A 25,115-nucleotide genomic window follows, 5' to 3' on the forward strand; every position below is an offset into this window, starting at 1 on the left:
AGCTGGATATTTTCGATTATGAAAGACCGGTCGGCATTCAGATTTTTGGTGGAGATGAGGAAGCGATGGAAATGTCCGCTAAAATTGTAGATACCGTTCAGCCTGATTTGGTCGATATTAATTTTGGTTGTCCTGTAAAAAAAGTAGTCTGCAAAGGCGCTGGTGCCGGAGTTTTGAAAGATGTGGATTTGATGGTGCGTTTAACCAAAGCGGTTATCAAAGGAACGAATCTTCCGGTAACGGTAAAAACGCGTTTAGGCTGGGACGAAAATTCCATCAATATTGATGAAGTGGCCGAACGCTTGCAGGATATTGGTGTACAAGCTTTAACTGTTCACGCCAGAACTCGTGCCCAAATGTATAAAGGCCATTCGGATTGGTCGCACATTGCCCGGGTAAAAAACAATCCGAGAATTACCATGCCGATTTTCGGAAACGGTGATATTGATTCACCCGAAAAAGCATTGGAATACAAAAACAAATACGGCTTAGACGGTATGATGATTGGCCGCGCGGCCATTGGATACCCGTGGATTTTTAACGAGATTAAACATTACTTCAAAACCGGAGAACATTTGCCACAACCTACTATGATTGACCGTGTGGAAGCCGCTAGAAACCATCTAACTTGGTCAATGGACTGGAAAGGCGAACGCGTTGGGATTGTAGAGATGCGCCGTCATTACACCAATTACTTCAAAAACGTACATTCGTTTAAAGAATACAAACAACGCTTGGTAACTACGGATGATGCTGAAGGATTGTTCAGGATTTTGAATGAAATCGAAGAAGTGTATGCTAATTACCAGTTTGTTTAATCCAGCAACTTTTTGCTAACGCGACTACTCGCAATCCAACTGGAAATAATACCAAGCGACACTATCGTTGCGAAAACAATCAACACATTCTGTATACTGAAAACCACCGGATAGGCTAAAGAATCGGTAATCATGACTAGTTTGAACTGTTGCTGAATTACAACAATAATTATCCCTAAAATCAAACCAACAATTCCTCCCAAAACACTCAACAAGCTACCTTGCAACAAGAATATCTTCTTCAAATCTTTGATTTCGGAACCCAAATTAAAAAGCGTTTTCAAGTTGCTTTTCTTATCCAAAACCATCATAATCAACGCGCCAATTAAATTGAAAAGCGCAATGATAATCACTAAAGTAAAAATAAGATATACTGCAATATTCTCGGTATTCAGCATTTTATAAAGCGTAGCATTGAGTTGTGCCCGGTTTTTAACTTCCGTTTTTTTGGGGAAAATGGTATTTATTTCTTCGATTACCGCTGCTTCGTCGGCATTGGGTTTCAATTTAATTTCAATGCCCGAAAGCTGATTGGATTTTAATTCCAATAATTCCTGTGCCAAAGCCAAATCACAAAACACATATTTACTGTCTAAATCTTCGCTAACCGCATAAATACCCACCGGAATTAAACTGGTTTTGGTAAAAGCCTCGTCTTCACTTTCAATAACACCTTTACCTTTCCGCGGCACATAAACTTCAAACGGATTATTGAAATCAAAAAGGCCCAACGATAATTTTTCCGAAATACCATAACCCACAACCACCTGATAGGTATTGGGCTTCAACCATTGTCCGTTAAAAATATTGTTTTTAGAGAGGATATTCGTTTTGGTAAAATTGACATCCACACCTTTTAAATAGGTTACCATTTCTTTTCCTTTAAAAAAGAAAAGCACGCGCTCTTCCACTACTTTACTATAGGAAGCAATGCCGTCAACATGGGTAAGCTGGTTTTCCTGATAGGGAGAAATAAAAAAAGTCTTTCCGGAGATGGGATTGACTTTTAAATCGGGATCAAAGTCATTGGAGAACGACAAACTAAAATCGCGCAAACCGCTAAATACCGAAAGCACCACAAAAAGCGCCATCGCTCCCACTATAATTCCCACCGAAGCAATACCCGTAATAATATTAATAGCATTGTTATTGCTTTTGCTAAAAAGGTAGCGTTTGGCTATGTAAAGCGGGAAGTTCAAATGAAATTAAAATTTCTTGCGTTTGTCTAAAAGGTCACGGTTTTCAATCGGATTTTCTTTGCCGGCCAAAGCATTGTCAATCTTTTCAATATAATCCAACGAATCGTCAATATAGAACGCCAGATTCGGCACTTTGCGCAATTGCAGTTTTACCCGTTGCGACAAATCATGCTTAATCAAAGGCATATTCGACTTCACAGCGGCCAAAATTTCCGGAGCTCTGTCTTGCGGAAAAACGCTCAAATACACGCGAGCCACGCCCAAATCGGTAGTAACGCTCACTTTTGAAACCGATATCACCAAGTTCGTCAGTCCGTTTTTACGCACTTCCCCCTGAAGAATATCCACCAAATCCTTTTGCAATACACTGCCAATTTTTTTCTGTCTGTTCGTTTCCATGCTGCAAAAATACAACTTTTAAGTTAGAAAGTTGCTGAGTTGCTGAGTTGCTGAGTTTTTTAGTAGCATAACTTTTGTCTTGTTTAGGAAATGCTGTCCCGCTTTCCGCACTACTTGGTAGTTTGCTGCAATCGGGGCTAGAATTCGCGTTTAGCTTTTTTAGGACAATTGAAAATACCTGACTGCCACTGGCAGTCCTCCTCTTACTATCAAATCCGCTGTCCGCTTTACTTCGGTGCCGCTCCCATCAGGGCTAGAGAAGAAACCTTTTGAATTTTTGTTACCTTTGTCTTTCAATTAAAACTTATGAGAAAAATAGAACATATCGGAATAGCCGTAGCCCATTTGGAAACCTCCAACCTGCTTTTCGAAAAACTATTCGGCAATCCTCCTTACAAACAAGAAGAGGTGGCCAGCGAAGGCGTGAAAACTTCTTTCTTTATGAATGGTCCTAACAAAATTGAACTACTGGAAGCCACAAATCCGGAAAGTCCCATCGCTAAATTTCTGGAAAAGAAAGGCGAAGGCATTCACCACATCGCTTTTGATGTTGCTGATATTGTTGCTGAAATCGAGCGTTTAAAAAAGGAAGGGTTTGTCGTTTTAAATGAAACACCTAAAAAAGGAGCCGATAATAAGTTAGTCGCGTTTTTACATCCCAAAGGAACCAATGGTGTATTGATTGAACTTTGCCAAGAAATCCAGTAAAAATGTTGCACTGAATAAAAAATAGTGCTAATATTGCAACCTCAATTCCGGTCCTATAGCTCAGTTGGTTAGAGCACCTGACTCATAATCAGGTGGTCCTTGGTTCGAGCCCAAGTGGGACCACAAAATAAAGGCCTCAAATTGAGGCTTTTATTTTTTCAGGAAGACAGAAAAACCGAGCCCTGAAAAATCTCGTTAATAAAGAGTGAGATTTTGAAGAATTATGTTAATTGAAAGTTGAATTAGCTTTAAAATCAATGCTATTGCTAGCTTATGTTTCAATTAATTAATTGAATTTAGAAAGTAATTTATTTTGGTGAATAGAATTTTTTTTTACTTTTACGCACTATGAAAATTGTCCCGAATAGAATTTTTACTTCTTTGGCTGTGTTTTTGGTGTGCCTAGCTTCCTACGCTGCGCCTTCCGATCCACCGCCACCATCATCACCGCCGCCGCCGCCAGGCTTGCCTTTGGATGGGGGTATCGTGTTATTAGCATTAATATCTTTAACCTATGGGTTATACAAAATAGTACAGATAAACAACAAAAAAGCTTCCAATTAATTTGGAAGCTTTTTTTAGTTTTAAGGAAAAGGAATTGCCTTTATTGCTTTAAAGCGTACAATCTCGCCACGTATTTTCCCACAACATCAAACTCCAGATTTATTTTTGTCCCTTTTTTAAAGGTTTTAAAATTGGTGTGTTCATAGGTATACGGAATAATAGCCACGCTAAATGAATTAGCTTTAGAATTGACCACAGTCAAACTTACTCCGTTTACCGTTATAGAGCCTTTTTCGATAGTAATGTTATTTAATTTACTATCATATTCAAAAGTAAAATACCAACTCCCGTTAGCTTCTTCCACAGCGGTGCAAACAGCCGTTTGATCTACATGACCTTGAACGATGTGCCCGTCAAGGCGATCACCCAGTTTCATGGCGCGTTCCATATTGATTAAATCTCCAACTTTCCATGCTCCCAGATTTGTTTTCTCAATAGTCTCTCTGATAGCAGTTACTGTATATTCATCATTGTTTATGGCAACGACCGTCAGGCAAACTCCGTTGTGCGCCACACTTTGGTCTATTTTTAATTCGTGGGTTATGGCTGAAGAAACCGTAACATGAAGATTGTCGTTGTCTTTTTGGATTTCTTTTATTATTCCAAGGGTTTCAATTATTCCTGTAAACATTATAGTTTTATTTTACTAAATTTGCACTTCAAAATTAGCAATAAATAACAAGCACTTCTTATGAAAAAAGCAGAAAATATCATCGTTGGAATATCCATTGGAGATTTAAACGGTATTGGAAGCGAAGTAATCCTTAAGACTTTTGAAGATTCCAGAATGCTGGAGCTTTGCACGCCGGTTATTTTTGCTAATGTAAAGGTTTTATCGTTTATCAAAAAAACATTAGAGCTTACCGCTCCGTTGCATGGCATTGATAAAATAGAGCAACTGGTGGTTGGAAAAATAAATGTGTTAAACATTTGGAGAGAAGGCGTTGATTTGAATTTTGGAACCAATGATGAAAATATTGGAAAATATGCTATAAAATCATTTGTTGCCGCCACCAAAGCCTTGAAAGAAAATCAAATCGACGTTCTGGTAACGGCACCAATTAATAAGTACAACATCCAATCCGAAGAATTTAAGTTTCCTGGGCATACTGATTATTTAGGGCAGGAATTGGAGGGCAACGCATTGATGCTGATGGTTCAGGACACTCTGAGAGTGGGCTTACTTACCGATCATATTCCGGTAAATGAAGTAGCTAAACATTTAACAGAAAAGTTAATCCATCAAAAAATAGAAACCGTTAAACAATCATTGATTCAGGATTTTGGCATTAACAAACCTAAAATTGCCGTATTGGCTTTGAATCCGCATGCCGGAGACAATGGTGTTATTGGCAAAGAAGATGATGAAATTATAAAACCAGCACTGAAGAAATTGTTTGAAAAAGGAACGTTGGTTTTTGGTCCTTATGCTGCGGATGGTTTTTTTGGCAGTAATCAATATGAAAAATACGACGCCGTTATTGCAACCTATCACGACCAAGGATTAATTCCGTTTAAAACATTGTCGTTTGGGAATGGTGTAAACTACACGGCTGGTTTGAATAAAATAAGAACGTCACCCGATCACGGCACCGCTTATGAAATCGCCGGAAAAGGAGTAGCAGATTATAATTCATTCAAAGAAGCGGTTTATACTGCTATTGATATCTATAATTCGAGAAATCAGCATCAGGAAATCAGTAAAAATCCCTTGAAAACAAAGGAAAAACAGTTATAAACAAAAAAATGTTCATAAGGTTATTGGAATTGCAATAATTTTATATCTTTGCACTCCCGAAACTTCGGGTCAAATTGTTGTTTAGATGAAAAGTACAAATGAATATTTAATTCCTTTTATAGGATTAAAAATAGGAAAGCATCAGTTTGAGTTTACAATAAACAAAAAGTTCTTTGACGAATTTAGTTTTGATGAATTCGAAAGTTGTGATATAAAAGCAGATGTAGTGTTAGAAAAAAAAGCTACCATGCTGGAAATCAATTTCAAACACAAAGGAACCGTTAATGTTCCCTGTGATTTAACCGGAGAGCCATTTGATTTACCTATTAAAGGAAAAATTAAATTGGTGGTTCAGTTTGGAGACGAATTCAACAATGACAATGATGAATTGCTGATATTGCCACACGGCGAACATCAGATTGATTTATCACAATACATTTATGAAATGATTGTATTGTCGGTTCCGCACAAAAGGATACATCCAGGAGTAAAAGACGGAACGTTACAAACCGAAGCATTGCAAAAACTAAACGAATTACAAGTCAAAGAAATAAAAGAAGAAGCAAAAAAAGAAGATGATATTGACCCACGTTGGGACAAATTAAAACAACTATTAACGGATAAATAATATAGTACAATGGCACATCCTAAGAGAAAAATCTCCAAAACAAGAAGAGATAAAAGAAGAACTCATTATAAAGCAACTGTTGCTCAAATCGCAACTTGTCCTGTAACAGGTGAAGCACATTTATACCACAGAGCTTACTGGCATGAAGGTAAAATGTATTACAGAGGACAAGTAGTTATTGATAAATCAGTAGCTGTTGCTTAAGTAAGTTTTTTTTACAAAACAAACTCTCACTTTGTGGGAGTTTTTTGTTTTACTTAATTTTAAGAAATATCCAATCCTATTTGGGTTCGGTATAATTTTTTTTTGTAATTTCCACAACTTTTCGATTTCAAAAAATCGTCAGGAAAAATACCATTTTTATGACTACAATAACAGCCGCAATTACCGCAGTTGGAGCTTATGTTCCGGAATTTGTACTCTCAAATCAAGTACTGGAAACCATGGTTGATACCAATGACGAATGGATTACCACTCGTACCGGAATCAAAGAAAGAAGACTTTTAAAAGAAAAAGGAAAAGGCACTTCGTTCATGGCCATCAAAGCCGCTCAAGATTTAATTTCTAAAGCCAATATCAATCCTGCCGACATAGACTTAGTCATCATGGCAACCACAACACCTGATATGCCTGTAGCTTCAACCGGAGTTTTTGTGGCCAGTCAGATTGGTGCTGTAAATGCTTTTGCTTATGATTTACAAGCCGCATGTTCGAGTTTCCTTTTCGGAATGTCGAGTGCTGCTGCCTACATTCAATCCGGCAGATACAAAAAAGTGCTCTTAATTGGTGCCGATAAAATGTCTTCTATCATTGACTATACCGATAGAGCTACATGTATCATCTTTGGTGATGGCGCCGGAGCCGTTTTGTTTGAACCGAATTATGAAGGTTTAGGCCTTCAGGATGAGTTTTTGAAAAGCGACGGTATCGGAAGAGACTATCTTAAAATTGATGCCGGTGGTTCAATACTTCCTCCGTCAGCTGAGACAGTTGCCAATGGCCAACATTTTGTTTTTCAGGATGGTAAAACCGTTTTCAAATATGCCGTTTCCGGCATGGCTGATGTTAGCGAAAAAATCATGGAGCGCAACAACTTAACCAAAGACGATGTCAACTGGTTGATTGCACACCAAGCCAACAAACGAATCATAGATGCTACAGCCAGCAGAATGGGATTAGATGAAGATAAAGTATTGGTCAATATCCACCGATATGGTAATACCACTTCTGCTACCTTACCGTTGCTTTTGAGTGATTTTGAAGACAAACTAAAAAAAGGAGATAATTTAATTTTTGCAGCATTTGGTGGTGGATTCACTTGGGGTTCCATCTACCTAAAATGGGCATACAACAAACAATAAAACTAATTCTAAAACTAACTAATTATGGATTTAAAAGAAATTCAAAACCTAATCAAATTTGTATCCAATTCTGGTGTTGCCGAAGTAAAGTTAGAGACAGGTGATATAAAAATTACAATCAGAACGACCTTAGAAGGAAACACTCCTGATATAACTTATGTACAGCAAGCGCCAATGCAACAAGCTATTGCTGCTCCGGTGGCTGCTGCACCTGCTGCCGTTGCACCTGCTGCTCCGGTTGCTGCTGCTTCTGATGATAATTCAAAGTATGTTACTATAAAGTCGCCAATGATTGGAACTTTCTACCGCAAACCTTCTCCGGACAAACCGGTTTTTGTTGAAGTAGGAAGCACTATTTCGAAAGGCGATGTACTTTGTGTGGTGGAAGCGATGAAATTATTCAACGAAATCGAAGCCGAAATCACAGGTAAAATCGTTAAGATTCTTGTGGATGATATGTCTCCAGTTGAATTTGACCAACCTTTATTCTTAGTTGATCCATCTTAATTTGAAGATTTGAAGATGTAATAATTTGAAAATGATTATCACACTTCACCAATTCTCAAATTCTCAAATTGTTTAATTTTCAAATTAAGAAAAATGTTTAAAAAAATATTAATTGCCAATAGAGGCGAAATTGCGCTTCGTGTCATCAGAACCTGTAAGGAGATGGGCATCAAAACAGTAGCGGTTTACTCTACTGCAGATGCGGAAAGTTTACACGTAAAGTTTGCTGACGAAGCGGTTTGTATTGGCCCTCCTCCAAGTAATTTATCCTACTTAAAAATGTCCAATATCATTGCAGCAGCAGAGATTACCAATGCTGATGCGATTCATCCCGGTTATGGTTTCCTTTCGGAAAATGCTAAGTTTTCTAAAATTTGCCAGGAACACGGTATCAAATTTATTGGAGCTTCTCCTGAAATGATTGACCGTATGGGAGATAAAGCTTCGGCCAAAGCGACTATGAAAGCTGCCGGAGTTCCTTGTGTACCTGGTTCTGACGGACTGTTAGAATCATTTGAGCAAGCCAAAAAATTATCTAAAGAAATGGGCTATCCCGTGATGTTGAAAGCTACTGCCGGTGGTGGTGGAAAAGGGATGCGTGCCGTTTGGAAAGAAGAAGATTTACTAAAAGCTTGGGAAGGCGCTCGTCAAGAGTCGGCTGCCGCTTTTGGCAATGACGGAATGTATTTGGAAAAATTAATTGAAGAACCACGTCATATCGAGATTCAGGTGGTTGGTGATTCCTATGGAAAAGCCTGTCACTTATCGGAAAGAGATTGTTCGGTACAACGTCGCCATCAAAAACTGACGGAGGAAACTCCGTCACCTTTTATGACTGATGAATTGCGTCACAAGATGGGGGAAGCAGCTGTAAAAGCGGCTGAGTTCATTAAATACGAAGGTGCCGGAACGGTTGAGTTCTTAGTGGATAAGCATAGAAATTTCTATTTTATGGAGATGAATACGCGTATCCAGGTAGAGCATCCAATTACCGAACAGGTTATTGATTATGACCTGATTCGTGAGCAAATATTAGTGGCTGCCGGTGTGCCGATTTCGGGTAAAAACTATTTACCACAATTGCACTCTATAGAATGCCGTATCAACGCTGAAGATCCTTATAATGACTTCCGCCCTTCGCCAGGTAAAATTACCGTTTTACACGCGCCGGGAGGCCACGGAGTCCGTTTGGATACGCACGTTTACGCTGGGTATACCATTCCACCAAATTATGACTCGATGATTGCCAAGTTGATTACGACGGCACAAACCAGAGAAGAAGCGATCAACAAGATGAAGCGTGCTTTGGACGAGTTTTATATCGAAGGCGTGAAAACTACCATCCCGTTCCACCGTCAGTTGATGGATGAACCGGATTATGTAGCCGGAAATTATACTACGAAGTTTATGGAAAGTTTTAAAATGAACGATCCGGAATAAACCAAAAATAAAAAAACCCAACTTCTTCAAGTTGGGTTTTTTGTTCTTATAAAGTCTCCTTTAACCATTTGTAAAATTCACGTTGCCATACTAAACCATTTTGAGGTTTCAACACCCAGTGGTTTTCTTCGGGGAAATACAGGAATCGGCTTTTTATTCCTTTTAACTGAGCCGCCTGAAAAGCTTCCTGGCCTTGTCCGATTGGCACACGGAAGTCAATTCCACCTTGAATAACAAGAATTGGCGTATTCCATTTGTCAATAAAATTGATTGGATTGAATTGGTTATAGGTTTTTTTAGCAATTTCATTTTTCTCCCAATACGCTCCGCCATGTTCCCAATTGTCAAAGAATAATTCTTCAGTAGTGCCATACATGCTTACCAAGTTGAAAACACCATCATGGGCGATAAAAGTTTTGAAACGGTTGTTGTGAATTCCAGCCAAATAATACACGGAATAGCCACCATAACTGGCTCCAACACACCCTAAACGTGACTTGTCAACATAACTTTCTTTAGACACATCATCAATGGCTGAAAGGTAATCATCCATTACTTGTCCGCCCCAGTCTCCCGAGATTTTCTCATTCCATTCCCTGCCGTGGCCATACATTCCGCGACGATTAGGTGCTACAACAACGTAGCCTTGCGAAGCCATTAAAGAGAAATTCCAACGGAAAGAATAAAATTGTGTCAACGGAGATTGTGGTCCGCCTTGGCAATATAATAACGTTGGGTATTTTTTGGTTTTATCAAAATTTGGAGGAAGGATTACCCACACCAACATTTTTTTATTGTCAGTCGTAGTTACATAACGTCTTTCGAATTTTGGCATGGCCAATTTGGCATAGATATCTTCATTGGTTTTGGTTAACTGCAACCAAGTTTTTTTCTTAGTGTTATAGGAATAGATTTCCAAAGCATGGTTCATATCATTTCTGGTTAGAATGAAATTTTCGCCTGAAACATCCACGATGTCGTGTACATCAAAATCACCTGCAGTAACTTGTTTTACAGTTACCGCAATTTTGGTTAACCCCGGAAAGTTAACTTCAAATACTTGTTGGGTTCCATCAACCGCTGCTAAGAAATACACTTTCTTGCCATCAACACTCCATTTGAAGCTTTCTACCGAACCATCCCAGCCGCCAGTCAGGTTGATATCTAATCCTTTGAAACGAACAATAATGTCGTTTTTATCGGCTTCATAACCATCGCGTTTCATTTGCAACCAGGTTAAATCGCCATTTGGAGAAAAAGCCGGATTGGTATCGTAACCCGGATTAGTTTCCGTTAGGTTTTTGGTGGTTTTGGTATCCAGATTGTATTCGTATAAATCGGTATTCGTGGTAAGCGCATAAGCCGTTCCGAATTTCTTTTTTGACACGTAGATGATGCTTTTCCCGTTGGGCGACCAAACATAGTCCTCATCGCCTCCAAATGGTTTTTGCGGGCTATCATACGGCTCATCTTTCATGATATCAATTGGCGCGGCTTTGTCTTTGTTTTCAGCATAGAAAACATGGTTGTGTGAACCATTGTTCCAGGTGTCCCAATGACGGTAATCCAAACCGTTGTAGATTTGGGCATCGGCTTTTTGTAAATCGGGATGCACATCTTTTCCCAGCACATTTTCAGTTTTTACTTCTTGTGTAGATAAGATGTATTTCCCATCAGCGGAAACGTTCTTATCGGCCAAAATCTCTTTAGTGTCTTTTACTTCGGTTGTCATTCCTCCTGCTAGTGGAATGGTGTAAAATTTACTGTTTAATTTGTTCTCTTCCATAGCTGGAGTGGCCACTTTATAGACAATTGATTTCTTGTCTTTTGAAATGCCCAAAGCCGTCACTCTGCCTAATTTCCATAGCGTCTCAGGAGTGAGTACTTCTTGTGCTGATGCGGTTATACTCATGGTACTAACGATTATAAAAAGTATTTTCTTCATTGGTGTTAATGGTTTTATTGAAAGGCTAAAAGTAGTAAATTATATTCATAAAAAAAGCCACACTAAACGTGTGGCTTTTATATTCTTGCGGATAGAGTGATACTAGTTTATAGTAATATCATCTACTTCCATAGTAGTTGTAACGCCTCCGTTACCATTACCGTTGTATTGGAAAACAAAGAATCCCTGACCTGTAACTCCTACCGGAATGGCATAAGCTCCACTACTTGTGAATGTAGTAGCATAACCTGTGGATGGGCCGTTTGGAATGTTGAAACTAGCGGTGATGTCAACCAAAGTAGCATCAGCTAAATTTCCACCAGGGACATAATTTGTAGTATAATATACTTTCAATGGCGAACCATTATCGTATCCTGAAACGGTTTTGAACGACATAGTGTTTGCCGCTGTAAAATCAACCGGTACAATAAAGGCTGTTTTGTTTACTTCAGGAGTACCACCAAATGAGCTCATTTGGATGTATTTATTTCCTCCAAAAGTTTTTACTTGCCAATATCTGCTTCCTACTACAGCATCATTGATGTATTTAGGGAAAACAGATGCGTTTGTAGTATAAGATGTAAATGGCTCTGATAATGTTCCTGCGTAAACTAAAGCTGTTCCTCCGATTGGTGGCGCTGAGTCTAATCTTGGACCATCCAACATCACATCGCTTTCAACTCTGGCTAAAAACTGATAATCTGTTGAGTATTTTGTCATCACCCCTCTGATTCTTCCACTTCCTGAAGGAACATCATGGTGTGCAAAAGAAGCATAGCTGCTTACTCTGAAATATTTTGTAGTTCCGGTTGCCACATCAATCATATTGTGGTTGGTAGCTCCACCACCTGAATCAACATCATAGTACGTTCTGTTTAAATCGGCATCAGCAAACTGTACATTGCTAATTTCAACTAAAGTATTCAAATTAGCATCAGTAGCTGCCTGAGCCAAAGTTACGGTTCTCACAAAAGAGCTTTGAGCAACTTCTGTTCCCGAAATGAATAAATAGTTTTGCCATTCTAATTCAGAAAGTCTTCCGATTTTAGGTGTATCCGTTGGATTTGGTTGATACAACGTTCCTATTTGCATAGACCCGTCAACAATCGCTCTGTATAAACCGTTAAGTTTGATATACACTTTTCTTCCTGGTGTAAATCCTTTGGCAAACGATCTTAAATTAACAGGAACACTGAACCCAATAGGTTGAGAACCGTCCGTTGGAATCGTTTGAAATGAGATTGAATTATAGAAGTTTCCTGTTTCGTCACTTGAAGTAACGTAGGCTTCAATAATATCATCTGTAGTGTACTGCGTAACTGTTGGAGTTGTCGCTGTCAAAATTTGTTGTACCGTTTTGTTTGGCGTCAACTCATACGTAGTAAATCCTGTTGTAGGATTAGTATAACTGTCATTTACACAGCTAGAAAATAACATCCCAGCCGATAAAGCAATTATGAGTGCTGATTTTGATAATAATGATTTCATAACTATTTTATAAATTTATTTTAATAAAAAATTCTGATGTTATCTATTTGGTATGAACCATCCAAAGCTGTATTTGTTCCGGAACCTTTACATTTGAATGCTAAATAAATATTTCCAGTATAACCTGATAAATCGATTTCTCCTGATTTAATAAATTCAAAATAGGTAGCACTAGTGGTTGGAAGTGTCGCGTTAAGCGGAGTCCAAGTCGCAGCAGTAACATTCGTTCCGTCAAAATCAGTTGAGATTAAAACCTGAAGACTGTTAGCTGAAGAAGAAACATAAGCTTGTGAAGATTGGAAAACTAATTTTTCCCCTTCATGAGCATCCATATTAATAGCTGGAGAAATTAACCAAGCAATATCTGTTAAATTACCAGATTGGTAGCTTGAAAATTCTGCATAGCCATTACCACTATAGATTTGTTGTTTCCACTTGGTAGTTCCCACTTCCGCATAATTGGTCCAATTAGCAATATTTAATACTGTATTGTCACCAACACCTGTAAAGTCTTCAGCAAAAACCAAAGGATTAAAAGATTTCACTTCATAATCATCATCTTTCGTACAGCCGGTAAAAGCAAATGCCAATACTGCCGTCAATAGAGTAACTTTAAACATATTTTTTCTCATAACTATTTACTATTAAAAGTTAACATAAAGATTTAGGAAGTAAGTTCTTCCGTATCCATAAAAATATTTTGGTGCAAAAGCGGGAGTACCACTTGAGACATCCTGATTCATTTCTTTAAAGGTAGAATTTCTTGCCTGTTCAAAACCACCTGTTTTATATGTAACATCTAAAACGTTATTTACACTAGCAAAGAAACCAAAAGTTTCTTTCCCGACTTTCCAGGATTTTCCACCTGTTAAGTTAAGCAAGTAGAAATCATCAAACTTTTCTTGTTTCAAAAGCTCTCTAACTCTTTCCGGAGTTTCTCCAGAGAAAGGCAATCCCCATGGATCTTGAGAGTCATAAATGAAGTGTGTTGTTCTTGTAATTGGAGCAACATCTATATAGTTGTTAGCTAAATAGTTGACATTAGCACCTACCCACCAGAATTTTGGATCTCTATACTCTAAACCAAAAGAAGCCGCAGTTTGAGGCATACCTGGTTGTTTGTAGTTTTTCAAACTAGCCGTACCATAACTTACTTCTGGGTAAGTATTAGTTGCTGAAGCTAAAGCATCAATATTTACAGATACGTTTGGATTGTTAGCATAGATAAATTCACCATAACCGGCAGTAAGTGTTGCCTTAATTGTTGATGTAATTTGATATTCAGCACCAAACTCCAATCCCATTTGTCTTTTGTCAATATTAGTTACTGTTTCAGCAACAAAAGCATTAGAAGGGTCTTCAGTGGTTGGATCTCCATCATCTACTGATACACCATCCGCAAAGAAGAATGACGTTTCGGTTGCGTTTTGGATTTTAGAGAAATAAGCCGTTAATCTTGTTTTGAATTTTGGCGCTTTGATAATGTAACTAGCATCAAAACTGCTGATGTTTTCGCTTTGTATGTCTTTTACAATGTTGTTGTTGATACGAACATTTGGAAACGTATTTTTCAATGTTGGTGCTTGTGTCATATAAGCTCCATTGAAGTTTAAGAATTGTTTTCCAGTAATTTTATACGTTAAACCACCTTTGAAACCAAAGTTTTCAAAAACAATGCTTTTGCTTTTTCCTAATGAATTAGTTGGATAATATCCATTTTTGTATAATCCTTCTCTGCTGTATTCTGAACGAGAGAATGTTTGTCCTAAATAGAAATCTACTTTTTTATATGTAAATTTAAATTGAGCAAAACCATTAAATTCAGTAGCAAATAAATTATAGTTGTATCCGTATGTATCACCTGCTACAACATTTCTGTTTGGATTGTTTAAATCGGTAACATTTTGTTGCGCGTTAGTTCCAAAAGGATCTGTATCATCAAAATAAGTTCCTCCCAATAAATCTACTAAATATTTATAGTTGTGTGATTTTAATTTTTTAAATCCGATTCCGGCATTAAGCACAATATTATCAGCTAATTGAGAATCCAAAATTGAACTGGCAGAGAACTGTCTGTCATCAACTCTGTCTTCATACAATACTATATGACTTAATCCTGGTTGCAAGTTATTTGGATTAGCATTAGAAGTAATGATACCATCCCAATCCAATTGTCTGTTATTTAAAAAGATAGCGTTTGCTGCATTAAAGATATTCTGTGGGCTATCTCCTGTGTAAACATCATTCACATAAGTTGAAGTATAATAACTTGGTAACTTTCTGTAATACGTCGGATCCGGGTTATCCACATTGTGGTAATCTAATCTGCTGTTTCTTATAGAACCTAATTGATATGCTACACTTGTGTTCAAGTTCGTTTTTTCAGTAAGTTTCCAATAATGTGTCAAGATGTTAATAGGCTCATCTACCGATTTAACTCTTGAATTTCTTTTCTCTCCGTTTTGGTAGCCCCAGTAAGAGTTGTATTTTTCTCCGGCGATACGAGTTACCTCATCCGTGTTTGGAGAATTTTTTCCTCTTTTGTTTTGTGCCCAAATAGAAGTAAAGTTTAAGGAATGCTTGTCGTTAATTCTTTTTTCAACACTGGCAAATAGGGAATTGGCACTGTAGTCAGTTCCTTCAAAATAGCCTTCTTCTGCCCATCTTCTTGAAGCTGAAATCACAAAAGCCCAACCATCAGTACTCATACCGGAAGCGTGAGTTCCCATGGCTCTCCAGCTATAGTTTGTATTAGTTCCAGAGAAAGACACTCTTGATCCTTTTCTGTAAACTGAAGCTCTGGTGTTGATTTCCTGTGTTCCAAGAATTCCACCAAAAGTATAATCAGAGGGTGCTGAACCCGAAGTAAACTCCTGATTTCTGGTAGCATCATTCAATCCACCCCAGTTGCTGAATTGTGGTCTTCCATCATACAACTTGTTCATGGTAATTCCACTAATCATTATTCTTCCATACTCGTTATCCAATCCTCTAACTCTAAAACGAGCTTGACCCCAGTTAAAAGCTGCTGCTTGTTGAAACGCATCTCTCGAGGCTTGCAACAATCCTGAAGTACTTTCAGAACCGCTGTTATCATCACTCAAATCATTATCGGTGATGGTAATTAGGCTGGCTTGCTGCTCCTGAGTAATATCCTCTTCCAGAACAATAACACCTAAATCTAAAATTTTTCCTGCGACTACGTCAACAGAAAGCAACTGATCTTTATAGCCAGCTGTTCTAATTTGCAATAATTGGCTACCTACGGCTACATCATTAAATGTAAAAACACCACTAGCATCGGTTACGGTTGTTAAGGTGGTGTTTTGAATAGTAGCAACTACATTTTGTAATGGTTTTTGTGTCTTCGAATCTAACACTTTACCAGTAAATCCAGTATTGTTTTGAGCAAAAACAAAAAATACCTGCATTACAAATAAAGTACTAATAACAAGTTTTTTCATAAATAAATTAAATTAATTTTCCATTATGTTAAGTCGGGTTGAAAACTTAACAGCCGACAAATGTACATCTTTTAATAATATTATATACTTTTGGCGCAAAGTTTGTTATAACTTAATAAAAAATTAATATACCTTTTATGAGAATTAGAAAATTAATAGCTCTTTTCTTTGTTTTTTTCGCAATATCTGGGGCAAATGCACAAGCAAAAAAATACATCGTGCATACGGTAGCATTTTACAATTTGGAAAACTTGTTTGACACCATCAACGGGCCAAACAACGACGAAGAATGGCTGCCAAACGGAGTGCAAAACTGGACTTCTAAAAAATACCACCAAAAACTGCACAACCTAGCAGTAGTATTATCTCAAATAGGAACTAACGAGCAACAAAAAGAAGCACCGGTATTAATAGGCGGTGCCGAAATTGAAAATAGAGGCGTATTAGAGGACTTAATCAAACAACCTGAAATGTTGGTGAATGATTATGGTATTGTTCATTTTGATTCTCCTGATAAAAGAGGAATTGATGTGGCATTGTTGTACCAAAAAAAGCATTTCAAACCTACCAGCTACAAAAATATTCCGCTGTTAATCTATAAAAATCAATTAAACGCTTCAGCCAAAGAAAAAAGCGATAAGGATGATGCTTCCGATGATAAATCAGAGATTGATAAAAATTTAGATAGAGTATACACGCGTGATGTATTGCTAGTAACCGGTTTTCTTGATGGTGAGGAAATCAACGTTATGGTAAATCACTGGCCATCGCGTTCCGGTGGAGAAAAGAAAAGCTCTCCTTTCCGTGAAGCTGCCGGTAGATTAGACCGAAAAATAATGGATTCTATCTACAAAATCAACCCTAATGCCAAAATCATCAACATGGGTGATTTGAATGACGGAACCTATAACAAAAGTGTAAAAGAAGGTGTGGGCGCCAAACGCAAACAAGAAGAAGTAAAACAATTTGGCGTATACAATCCGTTTGAAGAAATGTTCTACAAAGGAAACGCTACTTTATTCTATAGAGATGCCGGAGATATTTTTGACCAAATCATGGTGTCTGAAACCTTCATTCAAAAAGACTATTCTTCGTTCCGCTACTGGAAAGCCGGTATCTGGAACAAACCGTTTATGATTCAAACTACCGGACAGTATAAAGGCTATCCGCTGCGACATTCCATGACCGGTGTCGGATTCAGTGACCACTTCCCACCTTATATTTATCTGATAAAAGAAGTGAAATAATATTTTAAAGTCCCGATGATATCGGGACTTTTTTATTTTATAACTTTACTCAAAATTACAGCCATGTCTATAGCAAAACCGTTCAACCTCCATAACTGGATAGCCGAAAACCGCCACCTTTTAAAACCACCCGTTGGCAATAAAAATCTCTATATTGACTCTGATGATTATATCGTAATGATTGTAGCCGGTCCCAATGCACGCAAAGATTACCATTATAACGAAACGGAGGAATTGTTCTACCAGCTCGAAGGCGAAATCACAGTTTACGTTCAGGATAATGGCCAAAAGAAAGCCATGACGCTTGGTGCCGGCGACATGTATTTGCATCCTGCCAAAGTACCGCATTCCCCTAACAGAACAGAAGGTTCCATCGGTTTGGTCATTGAAAGAAAGCGTGCTGAATTAAATGCGAAAGACGGATTGTTATGGTTCTGCGATACGTGCAATCACAAATTATATGAAGTTTATTTTCCACTCACCGATATTGAAAAAGATTTTCTGCATCATTTTGAACATTTCTACAATTCTAAAGACTTGCTTACCTGCAAAAACTGTGGTACTGTTATGGAAACGGATCCCAGATTTACTGCTAAATAAAAATTAGAAGCTATTTCCGGCTATCCACTCTATCTTTTTAGGATTTGACAATCCTAAAAAGGATGCCGTTCCTATCCGGGCTAGTTATCCATAATTAAAAATAAACCTTTACTTTTGCAGTCACATTTATAAAAAACAAACAAATAGATAATACAATGTCAACAATTGCACAACAATTCGGCATGACCGAAGCCTTAGAAATACTGGGTGTAAAAGCCATCAATGAAGGAACCTCAACCGGAAACAATCATTTCTCCAACGGAGATATCCTGGAAAGTTACTCACCGGTAGACGGCCAATTAATCGGAAAAGTAAAAACCACTACCGCTGCCGATTACGAAAAAGTAATGCAAACGGCCAGCGAAGCATTCAAAACGTTCCGCTTAATGCCGGCACCCAAACGTGGCGAAATCGTACGTCAGTTTGGTGAAAAACTAAGAAAATACAAAGAACCTCTAGGGAAATTAGTTTCCTACGAAATGGGGAAATCATTGCAGGAAGGGTACGGAGAAGTTCAGGAAATGATTGACATTTGCGACTTTGCTGTTGGTTTATCAAGACAATTGCACGGGTTAACCATGCACTCCGAACGTCCTGGACACCGTATGTATGAGCAATACCATCCGCTGGGAATCGTTGGAATCATTTCGGCGTTCAACTTCCCGGTAGCTGTTTGGTCTTGGAATACCGCTTTAGCCTGGATTTGTGGAGACGTGTGTGTTTGGAAACCATCTGAAAAAACACCTCTTTGTGGTATCGCTTGTCAAAATATCATCGCCGAAGTATTAAAAGAAAACAACCTTCCGGAAGGAATCTCTTGTTTGATTAACGGAGATTACAAAGTAGGGGAACTAATGACGCATGACAAAAGAGTTCCTTTGGTTTCAGCTACAGGTTCTACTCGTATGGGTAAAATCGTAGCGCAGGCTTGTGCCGCTCGTTTAGGAAATTCACTTTTAGAATTAGGCGGAAACAATGCTATCATCGTAACTCCGGATGCCGATATCAAAATGACCGTAATTGGTGCTGTATTTGGTGCTGTTGGAACGGCCGGTCAACGTTGTACTTCAACCCGTCGTTTAATCATCCACGAAAGTATTTATGACAAAGTGAAAGATGCCGTAACTTCAGCTTACAAACAACTTAGAATCGGAAACCCATTAGACCAAAACAATCACGTGGGACCACTTATCGATACGCATGCTGTAGAAATGTACAACAAAGCCTTAACCCAAGTGGTTGCTGAAGGCGGAAAAATTCTTGTAGAAGGTGGCGTACTTTCCGGTGAAGGTTACGAAAGCGGTTGCTACGTAAAACCAGCCATTGCCGAAGCCGACAATTCATTCGGAATCGTACAACACGAAACGTTTGCACCAGTGTTATATTTACTAAAATATTCAGGCGATGTAATGAACGCGCTTGAAATTCAAAACGGCGTAGCGCAAGGGTTATCTTCAGCCATTATGACCAACAATCTTCGTGAAGCTGAAGCTTTCTTATCGGTAGCCGGTTCAGATTGCGGAATTGCTAACGTAAACATCGGAACTTCCGGTGCTGAAATTGGTGGCGCTTTTGGTGGTGAAAAAGAAACCGGCGGTGGCCGCGAATCAGGTTCTGACGCTTGGAAAGTGTATATGAGAAGACAAACCAATACCATCAATTACACAACTAGTTTACCCTTGGCACAAGGGATCAAGTTTGACTTGTAATCAAACTAAAATTCATAAAAAAGCGTCCCAAATTGGGACGCTTTTTTGTTTATAGTAAAATTGAATTACTTCGTTTTCTTTACATATTGGGTTAAAATCACAATGTGTTGTCCTTCGACTCTGCCTTCAATTTGTTCGGCATTGTCCCAAACTAATTTGATATTGTGAACGGCTGCTCCTCTTTTGGCAGTGAAGTTGGCCCCTTTTACATCCAAATCTTTAATCAAAACCACAGAATCACCGTCGAACAAAATGTTGCCATTTCCATCTTTGTGAACAATTTTACCATCCTCATCTTCTCCTTCTCCAGTAGCCGAAGCCCAAACCAAGGTCTCGTCATCCAAGTACATCATGTCTAACAAATCCTGTGGCCATCCTTCAGCGCGCAATCGGTTGAGCATTCGCCATGCTACTACCTGAACGGGTTTGTTTTCATTCCACATGCTGTCGCTAAGACATCTCCAATGATTGGGATCGGTTGGGGTGGTGTTTTCTATTTGGTTTTTGCAAGTGGTACAGACCAATACCGAGTTGTCTACGGATATGGCTTCTTCCTTTGTTAAATGTATTCTTAAGTCATCGGTGGCTCCACACAATTCACATTGGGAACCGCTTCTGTCGTTTAATCTTTTTTCGATAACACTCATGCTGGGTTTGTTTTACTTTATTTATAAGTTGAATGAAGCGCCGATATTAAACACAAACTGATTGTTGTAATGTTCGAAACCTTCTGTATTAGTATCATATTTGGCTATGGGTGCTCCGCCTTCGGCATAAATTCCGAAACCGCTGGTGAAGAAATAACGAAACCCTAAATGGCCACCGAAGTTTCGGGTTCCTAAACTCAATCCCGGATAGATATCCATTTTTTTATCTAAGCCAAAAACATTGCCCAAATTGGCATTGAAACGCACTTTAAAATCGGCTCTGTCTTCAAACTTGGGTTTGTATCCGGCCACTTCATCCACTGAAAGCAAATAGGATGCTACAAAACCATACGACATGTTTTCGCCAATGCCAAAATCTGCCGAAGTGTTGATTCCGGTTCCATGGTCTTGAATATTCACCCCTACTTGTCCTTTGATGTCACCTTTTCCTTTGTAAGCTTGAGCATGGGCCAAACTTACGATAGCTATTGCTAGTATTGTGATTGCTTTTTTCATATTATTTATTTTGCTGCAAAAGTATATAAATTAATTTCTCCCTTTCTCGTTAAAGTACAAAACGTTCAACGGTTCGCTTTGCCAAAATTCTTTGGTATTCACATCCATAATGGTCAACGGTCCTTGAAAAGCGGCTCCGGTATCTACATTCCAAACGCAGGCTCTCTGAATCGGAACGGTCTCTCCAATCCGGGTTACCGGAGTGTGTCCTATATAAACCTCATCATAAAGCGTCAGTCTTCTGGGATAGAGTATGCTGTCTTTCGAAATGGTCGGATTCAAGCTCAAAGCGGTTTCCCAAAGGGTTCTGTCCCAATAAAACAGCTTGGGAAAATATTCATAGTGTATGCCGTTCATATTGGTAAATCCGGCGTGAATGAACAATCGGTTTCTGCTGTCGTGGTAATAATTCTTCAGCTCTTTTAAGAATTTAATATGCTTGTTTTTGGTTTCTCTTGGAACCGATTTATAAGCCAAAACCGTGGCTTCTCCTCCGTGTTTGTACCACATCAATTCGTCAAAATTTTTAGTGTTTCCCGTTAGCCAATCCAAAAGTAATTCGTCATGATTCCCGCGAATGAAAATGCAGTTTACCTTTTTGGCTAAAGCAATTAAATAATCAATTACTTGTGGCGATTCACTCCAACCGTCCACATAATCCCCCAGGAAAACAAGCGTGTCATCTGTAGTGACTTTGGCTCGTTCCATAATCTGATGCAGCGCCCGCAAGCCACCGTGTATGTCGCCGATTACTAGTTTTCTATTCATCCTTTTTATCGTATTTCATTTTTCTTAAAATGCGCATCGCTTCTTTAAAACTCAAATAAACGGTGGCATTGGCCTGCGCTTTCAACAACGGTTTGGCCTCAATTAATTTCTGTTTGGCATCATCAAATCCGTTCAAATAACAAATCATAAAGGTAGAGGGTAAATTCTCCAAATCTTTTTCCTCTCTTTCAGTAATAGACAATCCCTTTTGTAATTTATGCAACAACGACACATTGGAATTGTAGATATGATGCAGCATTTTTTTGTTGAAAGCCGGTGGTTCAAATAACATCTGGGTTTCCATTTTGTAATAGCCATTGTCAAAAAAATGAATCGTCACTTGTTCCAATGGATAATAACTCGTTTTATCATTCAGTCCCAAAGCCACATGCTCTACTATGGTAAAACTTTGTCGGTCATAGCTAATCGTAACCACATCGAGTGCCGAATAAAACAACTTTACCTGTTCATTAATCAATTCAATATCTACCCGCGAGAGATAAGTGGTATCTCTGATTTTTTTCGGAATCCCGGCCCAACAAATTACAAACAATTCTTTGAAAACTTTATACTTGGGCGTCATGTCTTTGTGCCGGTTATTCATAAAGTCGATCACACCATCAAGCGTATACGCAATGCTGTTGCGCGAGCTGTTTTCAATGCTGATGACGGTCTCAATATTTTGTTTCGAATACGGAATTTTTTCTTCCGTCGGCATCGAATTGCTTCCCACTCTGACAAAAACCGTATTGGCCAAAATAGTGTGGATGTTCTTCTTAAAAAAAGACGTTTTGTGTTTCGGTTTTATCGTAACCAAACCCACCACCCGGTCTTTGGGCAAATTGGGGAACGGCACATTTTCATATTGAATTTTGGGCGGATTCTCCAGATAGGCATTCACTAAATTCTGAATCCGGCTGTCGTCAAAAAAGTCATCGCCCAGAATTTCATTATCCTGATCTTCCACACCCACAACGATATAGGAATTATTCGAAGGATTGGAGTTGGACAACGCGCAAATATGCTTCAAAAACTTGGCTTTCCCTTCCTTGGTATGCAAATTTAACTGCCGCTTCTTATCATAAAAACTGCTCTCATCATTGTGAGCTAATAGGTTTTTTATGAGAAGCCGTTTGTTGATCATAGTTTAAGTTTTCAGTCGCAGTCGCAGTCGCAGTTTTGAGCTGTATAACAACTGTAAACTGTGACCGAGACTGTGAGCTTTTTATGGCACTTTATTCCCCATGCTTTCGGTCCAAATCGCAAACCAGTCTTCTTGTTCCAGTTGTAATGCTGCGGCTTTCTGTAAGGCTTGAATTCGGGCAATATTTACCGTACCTGCCACCGGAATCACTTGAGCCGGATGTTTTAAAATCCACGCTAACAAAATAGTGTCGGCGCCCAAATGATATTTATCTACCAATTGTGCCAATAATTTTTTCAGCCTTCTCGTTTGTTCAATGTCTTCTCTGAAAACGGTTCCCAGCGGATTCCAGCTCATAGGACGAATGCCATGCAATTGCATGTAATCAAAACTGCCGTCGAGCATCGCCTCATGATGTGTGGCCGAAAACTGCACCTGGTTATAACTGATTTCCGTTTTTTGTCGAATCAATTCGGTTTGCGAAGCCGTAAAATTGGAAACGCCAAAGTCAATAATCTTGCCTTCTTGTTTTAATTTAGCCACCGCTTCCGCAATTTCATCCGCCACCATCAAAGGACTCGGACGGTGCAGCAGCAAGACATCCAGATAATCGGTTTGGAGATTTTTCAACGAATTCTCAACCGACCAGATGATATAGTCTTTGGAATAATCGTAATGCTTGATTTTATTAGTCCTTCCTTTCACATGCTGAATCCCGCATTTCGAAATCAGCTGCAGACTTTTTCTATCGATGTTACTTTGGCCAAAAGCCTTGCCAAAAGCGGCTTCGGTGGTGTAATCGCCATAAATATCGGCATGGTCAAAAGTGGTGATTTGATTTTCGATACAAAGATGTATCAGATGCTCCATTTCGGATGTATTGAGGTTTTTATCCCAAATGCCCCAGTTCATGGTTCCGGCAATAATCGGTGAAAGTTTTGTTTGCATTTTATGATTGTTAAGATGTGTTTAAAGTCGGTTTTCTGATTTTTGCGTTTTTTGAAAATTTTATTATTTTGCTTCCCAAAAAATGCTAAAACAGATTCGGTCTTAAAATTATAAAAAGAAAATCATAAATCATCCTTAAAATTGGGATGTTTTGTAAAGTTTTAACGCATTATTAACATCTCGGATGGGATTAAATTTTCACTTTTGAAATGTTAAAATTATAACTGTCACATAGTAGAATAAAAAGATAATTATGGAAGAAAATGGTACTGCTTTAGATATCAGAGCAATTAATGAAAAAATTGAAAGAGAAAGCGCTTTTATTGACTTACTGACCATGGAAATGAACAAGGTCATCGTAGGACAAAAGCACATGGTAGAGCGATTGTTAATTGGACTTTTAGGACAAGGACATATTCTTTTGGAAGGAGTGCCGGGTTTGGCAAAAACCTTAGCGATAAACACCTTGTCGCAAGCCGTTCACGGAAGTTTCAGTCGTATTCAGTTCACGCCGGATTTGCTTCCTGCCGATGTAGTAGGAACCATGATTTACAATATTAAGGCTAACGAGTTTTCGATAAAAAAAGGACCAATTTTCGCCAATTTCGTTTTAGCCGATGAGATAAACCGTGCGCCGGCCAAAGTACAATCCGCTTTGCTGGAAGCGATGCAGGAAAAACAAGTGACCATTGGCGATACTACTTTCAAACTGGAAAGACCGTTTTTGGTTTTAGCCACACAAAATCCGATTGAACAGGAAGGAACTTATCCTTTACCGGAAGCTCAGGTGGATCGTTTCATGCTAAAAACCGTTATCGATTATCCGAAAATGGATGAAGAGCGCCTGGTAATTCGCCAAAACCTCAAAGGTGCCAATGAAAAAGTAAATGCCGTAGTTACGGTTGAGCAAATTCTAAAAGCACAAGAAGCCGTTCGTGAAGTGTACATGGACGAAAAAATCGAGAAATACATCCTGGATATCATCTTTGCTACTCGTTATCCAGAGAAATATAAATTAGAAAGTTTAAAACCGCTTATCGGTTTCGGAGCATCGCCTCGTGGAAGTATCAATCTGGCTACTGCTGCCAAATGTTACGCTTTCATCAAACGTCGTGGTTATGTAATTCCGGAAGATGTTCGCGCCGTAGTACATGATGTATTGCGCCACAGAATCGGTGTTACTTACGAAGCGGAAGCGGAAAACATCACCTCGGTGGACATCATCAACAAAATCGTAAACGAAATCGAAGTTCCTTAGTAGAAACTCATAACTGTTT

24 protein-coding genes and 1 tRNA gene are annotated in these 25,115 nt (G+C 38.7%); 13 read left to right on the forward strand and 12 right to left on the reverse strand.

The features are described from left to right. A partial coding sequence (locus V7D82_RS00005; RefSeq protein WP_333598914.1) for a tRNA dihydrouridine synthase occupies window positions 1-818 on the forward strand: 818 nt, incomplete at its 5' end. Here V7D82_RS00005 and V7D82_RS00010 read toward each other — a convergent pair. Together V7D82_RS00010 and rbfA are read right to left on the reverse strand one after the other, a co-directional pair. Continuing rightward, window positions 815-2,017, reverse strand: a complete 1,203-nt coding sequence (locus tag V7D82_RS00010; protein WP_333598915.1) for an ABC transporter permease — start codon at window positions 2,015-2,017, stop codon at window positions 815-817. The two genes, V7D82_RS00005 and V7D82_RS00010, sit on opposite strands and share 4 nt — an antisense overlap. 6 nt (window positions 2,018-2,023) lie before the next feature. Beyond that, entirely contained in the window at window positions 2,024-2,416 is a 393-nt protein-coding gene (rbfA, locus tag V7D82_RS00015; protein ID WP_333598916.1) for a 30S ribosome-binding factor RbfA, read from the reverse strand. A 306-nt stretch (window positions 2,417-2,722) separates the two neighbouring features. On the opposite strand from rbfA, the gene mce reads away from it, so the two are divergent. Both mce and V7D82_RS00025 read left to right on the forward strand, forming a co-directional pair. Then, the gene (mce, locus tag V7D82_RS00020; RefSeq protein ID WP_333598917.1) at window positions 2,723-3,124 is read left to right on the forward strand and encodes a methylmalonyl-CoA epimerase; all 402 of its coding nucleotides are present in this window, start codon (window positions 2,723-2,725) and stop codon (window positions 3,122-3,124) included. 49 nt (window positions 3,125-3,173) lie between these two features. After that, window positions 3,174-3,247: transfer RNA gene (locus V7D82_RS00025), tRNA-Ile, on the forward strand. 481 nt (window positions 3,248-3,728) lie between these two features. Here the strand turns inward: V7D82_RS00025 and V7D82_RS00030 are convergent. Further along, window positions 3,729-4,319: a riboflavin synthase gene (locus V7D82_RS00030; protein WP_333598918.1), complete on the reverse strand. Its 591-nt coding sequence runs from the start codon at window positions 4,317-4,319 to the stop codon at window positions 3,729-3,731. A 60-nt stretch (window positions 4,320-4,379) separates the two neighbouring features. Here V7D82_RS00030 and pdxA point away from each other — a divergent pair, with 60 nt between their 5' ends. The 6 genes from pdxA (at window position 4,380) to accC (ending at window position 9,362) form a co-directional block, all read left to right on the forward strand. After that, entirely contained in the window at window positions 4,380-5,426 is a 1,047-nt protein-coding gene (gene pdxA, locus V7D82_RS00035; RefSeq protein ID WP_333598919.1) for a 4-hydroxythreonine-4-phosphate dehydrogenase PdxA, read from the forward strand. A gap of 85 nt (window positions 5,427-5,511) precedes the next feature. After that, window positions 5,512-6,054, forward strand: coding sequence for a YceD family protein (locus V7D82_RS00040; RefSeq protein ID WP_333598920.1), 543 nt, complete (start codon window positions 5,512-5,514; stop codon window positions 6,052-6,054). A gap of 9 nt (window positions 6,055-6,063) precedes the next feature. Then, entirely contained in the window at window positions 6,064-6,258 is a 195-nt protein-coding gene (gene rpmF, locus V7D82_RS00045; protein WP_121312109.1) for a 50S ribosomal protein L32, read from the forward strand. A 158-nt stretch (window positions 6,259-6,416) separates the two neighbouring features. Further along, window positions 6,417-7,415: a beta-ketoacyl-ACP synthase III gene (locus V7D82_RS00050; protein WP_333598921.1), complete on the forward strand. Its 999-nt coding sequence runs from the start codon at window positions 6,417-6,419 to the stop codon at window positions 7,413-7,415. A gap of 24 nt (window positions 7,416-7,439) precedes the next feature. Next, window positions 7,440-7,922 (forward strand): acetyl-CoA carboxylase biotin carboxyl carrier protein, encoded by a 483-nt coding sequence (gene accB, locus V7D82_RS00055; RefSeq protein ID WP_333598922.1) that lies wholly within the window; start codon window positions 7,440-7,442, stop codon window positions 7,920-7,922. Window positions 7,923-8,015: 93 nt separating this feature from the next. Next, complete coding sequence (gene accC, locus V7D82_RS00060) at window positions 8,016-9,362, forward strand: acetyl-CoA carboxylase biotin carboxylase subunit (RefSeq protein WP_333598923.1); 1,347 nt, start codon at window positions 8,016-8,018, stop codon at window positions 9,360-9,362. 46 nt (window positions 9,363-9,408) lie between these two features. Here accC and V7D82_RS00065 read toward each other — a convergent pair whose 3' ends face one another. The 4 genes from V7D82_RS00065 to V7D82_RS00080 all read right to left on the reverse strand — a co-directional run bounded on the left by V7D82_RS00065 (window position 9,409) and on the right by V7D82_RS00080 (window position 16,259). Next, the gene (locus V7D82_RS00065) at window positions 9,409-11,307 is read right to left on the reverse strand and encodes a S9 family peptidase (protein WP_333598924.1); all 1,899 of its coding nucleotides are present in this window, start codon (window positions 11,305-11,307) and stop codon (window positions 9,409-9,411) included. A 102-nt stretch (window positions 11,308-11,409) separates the two neighbouring features. Then, window positions 11,410-12,795: a DUF5689 domain-containing protein gene (locus V7D82_RS00070; RefSeq protein WP_333598925.1), complete on the reverse strand. Its 1,386-nt coding sequence runs from the start codon at window positions 12,793-12,795 to the stop codon at window positions 11,410-11,412. Between the two features lie 20 nt (window positions 12,796-12,815). After that, window positions 12,816-13,415, reverse strand: a complete 600-nt coding sequence (locus V7D82_RS00075; RefSeq protein ID WP_333598926.1) for a choice-of-anchor J domain-containing protein — start codon at window positions 13,413-13,415, stop codon at window positions 12,816-12,818. Window positions 13,416-13,439: 24 nt separating this feature from the next. Next, window positions 13,440-16,259, reverse strand: a complete 2,820-nt coding sequence (locus V7D82_RS00080) for a carboxypeptidase-like regulatory domain-containing protein (RefSeq protein WP_333598927.1) — start codon at window positions 16,257-16,259, stop codon at window positions 13,440-13,442. A 137-nt stretch (window positions 16,260-16,396) separates the two neighbouring features. Between V7D82_RS00080 and V7D82_RS00085 the strand changes: the two genes are divergently transcribed. The 3 genes from V7D82_RS00085 (at window position 16,397) to amaB (ending at window position 19,815) form a co-directional block, all read left to right on the forward strand. Further along, on the forward strand, window positions 16,397-17,506 hold the full coding sequence (locus V7D82_RS00085; protein WP_333598928.1) for an endonuclease/exonuclease/phosphatase family protein: 1,110 nt from the start codon (window positions 16,397-16,399) through the stop codon (window positions 17,504-17,506). 63 nt (window positions 17,507-17,569) lie between these two features. Further along, entirely contained in the window at window positions 17,570-18,106 is a 537-nt protein-coding gene (locus V7D82_RS00090; protein ID WP_333598929.1) for a 3-hydroxyanthranilate 3,4-dioxygenase, read from the forward strand. A gap of 155 nt (window positions 18,107-18,261) precedes the next feature. Next, the gene (gene amaB / locus V7D82_RS00095) at window positions 18,262-19,815 is read left to right on the forward strand and encodes an L-piperidine-6-carboxylate dehydrogenase (protein ID WP_333598930.1); all 1,554 of its coding nucleotides are present in this window, start codon (window positions 18,262-18,264) and stop codon (window positions 19,813-19,815) included. Window positions 19,816-19,880: 65 nt separating this feature from the next. Here amaB and V7D82_RS00100 read toward each other — a convergent pair whose 3' ends face one another. From V7D82_RS00100 to V7D82_RS00120, 5 genes are all read right to left on the reverse strand, one after another. Beyond that, on the reverse strand, window positions 19,881-20,462 hold the full coding sequence (locus V7D82_RS00100) for a PhnA domain-containing protein (RefSeq protein WP_333598931.1): 582 nt from the start codon (window positions 20,460-20,462) through the stop codon (window positions 19,881-19,883). 21 nt (window positions 20,463-20,483) lie between these two features. Beyond that, window positions 20,484-20,978, reverse strand: a complete 495-nt coding sequence (locus V7D82_RS00105) for a DUF6646 family protein (protein WP_333598932.1) — start codon at window positions 20,976-20,978, stop codon at window positions 20,484-20,486. A gap of 30 nt (window positions 20,979-21,008) precedes the next feature. After that, window positions 21,009-21,746, reverse strand: a complete 738-nt coding sequence (locus V7D82_RS00110) for a metallophosphoesterase (RefSeq protein WP_333598933.1) — start codon at window positions 21,744-21,746, stop codon at window positions 21,009-21,011. After that, complete coding sequence (locus V7D82_RS00115; RefSeq protein WP_333598934.1) at window positions 21,739-22,890, reverse strand: ATP-binding protein; 1,152 nt, start codon at window positions 22,888-22,890, stop codon at window positions 21,739-21,741. The genes V7D82_RS00110 and V7D82_RS00115 overlap by 8 nt, the downstream gene beginning before the upstream one ends. A gap of 81 nt (window positions 22,891-22,971) precedes the next feature. Continuing rightward, entirely contained in the window at window positions 22,972-23,838 is an 867-nt protein-coding gene (locus V7D82_RS00120; RefSeq protein WP_333598935.1) for an aldo/keto reductase, read from the reverse strand. A gap of 253 nt (window positions 23,839-24,091) precedes the next feature. Here V7D82_RS00120 and V7D82_RS00125 point away from each other — a divergent pair, with 253 nt between their 5' ends. Continuing rightward, on the forward strand, window positions 24,092-25,096 hold the full coding sequence (locus tag V7D82_RS00125) for an AAA family ATPase (RefSeq protein WP_333598936.1): 1,005 nt from the start codon (window positions 24,092-24,094) through the stop codon (window positions 25,094-25,096). Window positions 25,097-25,115 lie beyond the last annotated feature (19 nt).

This window comes from Flavobacterium sp., from assembly GCF_036741995.1.
Classification (GTDB): Bacteria; Bacteroidota; Bacteroidia; order Flavobacteriales; family Flavobacteriaceae; genus Flavobacterium.

What these genes read in the sequence shown, in the direction of transcription:
- rbfA (WP_333598916.1), bottom strand. Translation starts at nt 2,416, where the DNA reads ATGGAAACGAACAGACAGAAAAAAATTGGCAGTGTATTGCAAAAGGAT.
- pdxA (WP_333598919.1), top strand. Translation starts at nt 4,380, where the DNA reads ATGAAAAAAGCAGAAAATATCATCGTTGGAATATCCATTGGAGATTTA.
- V7D82_RS00070 (WP_333598925.1), bottom strand. Translation starts at nt 12,795, where the DNA reads ATGAAATCATTATTATCAAAATCAGCACTCATAATTGCTTTATCGGCT.
- V7D82_RS00090 (WP_333598929.1), top strand. Translation starts at nt 17,570, where the DNA reads ATGTCTATAGCAAAACCGTTCAACCTCCATAACTGGATAGCCGAAAAC.
- V7D82_RS00085 (WP_333598928.1), top strand. Translation starts at nt 16,397, where the DNA reads ATGAGAATTAGAAAATTAATAGCTCTTTTCTTTGTTTTTTTCGCAATA.
- V7D82_RS00125 (WP_333598936.1), top strand. Translation starts at nt 24,092, where the DNA reads ATGGAAGAAAATGGTACTGCTTTAGATATCAGAGCAATTAATGAAAAA.
- V7D82_RS00065 (WP_333598924.1), bottom strand. Translation starts at nt 11,307, where the DNA reads ATGAAGAAAATACTTTTTATAATCGTTAGTACCATGAGTATAACCGCA.
- V7D82_RS00030 (WP_333598918.1), bottom strand. Translation starts at nt 4,319, where the DNA reads ATGTTTACAGGAATAATTGAAACCCTTGGAATAATAAAAGAAATCCAA.
- accB (WP_333598922.1), top strand. Translation starts at nt 7,440, where the DNA reads ATGGATTTAAAAGAAATTCAAAACCTAATCAAATTTGTATCCAATTCT.
- V7D82_RS00115 (WP_333598934.1), bottom strand. Translation starts at nt 22,890, where the DNA reads ATGATCAACAAACGGCTTCTCATAAAAAACCTATTAGCTCACAATGAT.
- V7D82_RS00120 (WP_333598935.1), bottom strand. Translation starts at nt 23,838, where the DNA reads ATGCAAACAAAACTTTCACCGATTATTGCCGGAACCATGAACTGGGGC.
- V7D82_RS00040 (WP_333598920.1), top strand. Translation starts at nt 5,512, where the DNA reads ATGAAAAGTACAAATGAATATTTAATTCCTTTTATAGGATTAAAAATA.
- V7D82_RS00075 (WP_333598926.1), bottom strand. Translation starts at nt 13,415, where the DNA reads ATGTTTAAAGTTACTCTATTGACGGCAGTATTGGCATTTGCTTTTACC.
- accC (WP_333598923.1), top strand. Translation starts at nt 8,016, where the DNA reads ATGTTTAAAAAAATATTAATTGCCAATAGAGGCGAAATTGCGCTTCGT.
- V7D82_RS00080 (WP_333598927.1), bottom strand. Translation starts at nt 16,259, where the DNA reads ATGAAAAAACTTGTTATTAGTACTTTATTTGTAATGCAGGTATTTTTT.
- V7D82_RS00050 (WP_333598921.1), top strand. Translation starts at nt 6,417, where the DNA reads ATGACTACAATAACAGCCGCAATTACCGCAGTTGGAGCTTATGTTCCG.
- amaB (WP_333598930.1), top strand. Translation starts at nt 18,262, where the DNA reads ATGTCAACAATTGCACAACAATTCGGCATGACCGAAGCCTTAGAAATA.
- V7D82_RS00100 (WP_333598931.1), bottom strand. Translation starts at nt 20,462, where the DNA reads ATGAGTGTTATCGAAAAAAGATTAAACGACAGAAGCGGTTCCCAATGT.
- mce (WP_333598917.1), top strand. Translation starts at nt 2,723, where the DNA reads ATGAGAAAAATAGAACATATCGGAATAGCCGTAGCCCATTTGGAAACC.
- V7D82_RS00110 (WP_333598933.1), bottom strand. Translation starts at nt 21,746, where the DNA reads ATGAATAGAAAACTAGTAATCGGCGACATACACGGTGGCTTGCGGGCG.
- V7D82_RS00105 (WP_333598932.1), bottom strand. Translation starts at nt 20,978, where the DNA reads ATGAAAAAAGCAATCACAATACTAGCAATAGCTATCGTAAGTTTGGCC.
- rpmF (WP_121312109.1), top strand. Translation starts at nt 6,064, where the DNA reads ATGGCACATCCTAAGAGAAAAATCTCCAAAACAAGAAGAGATAAAAGA.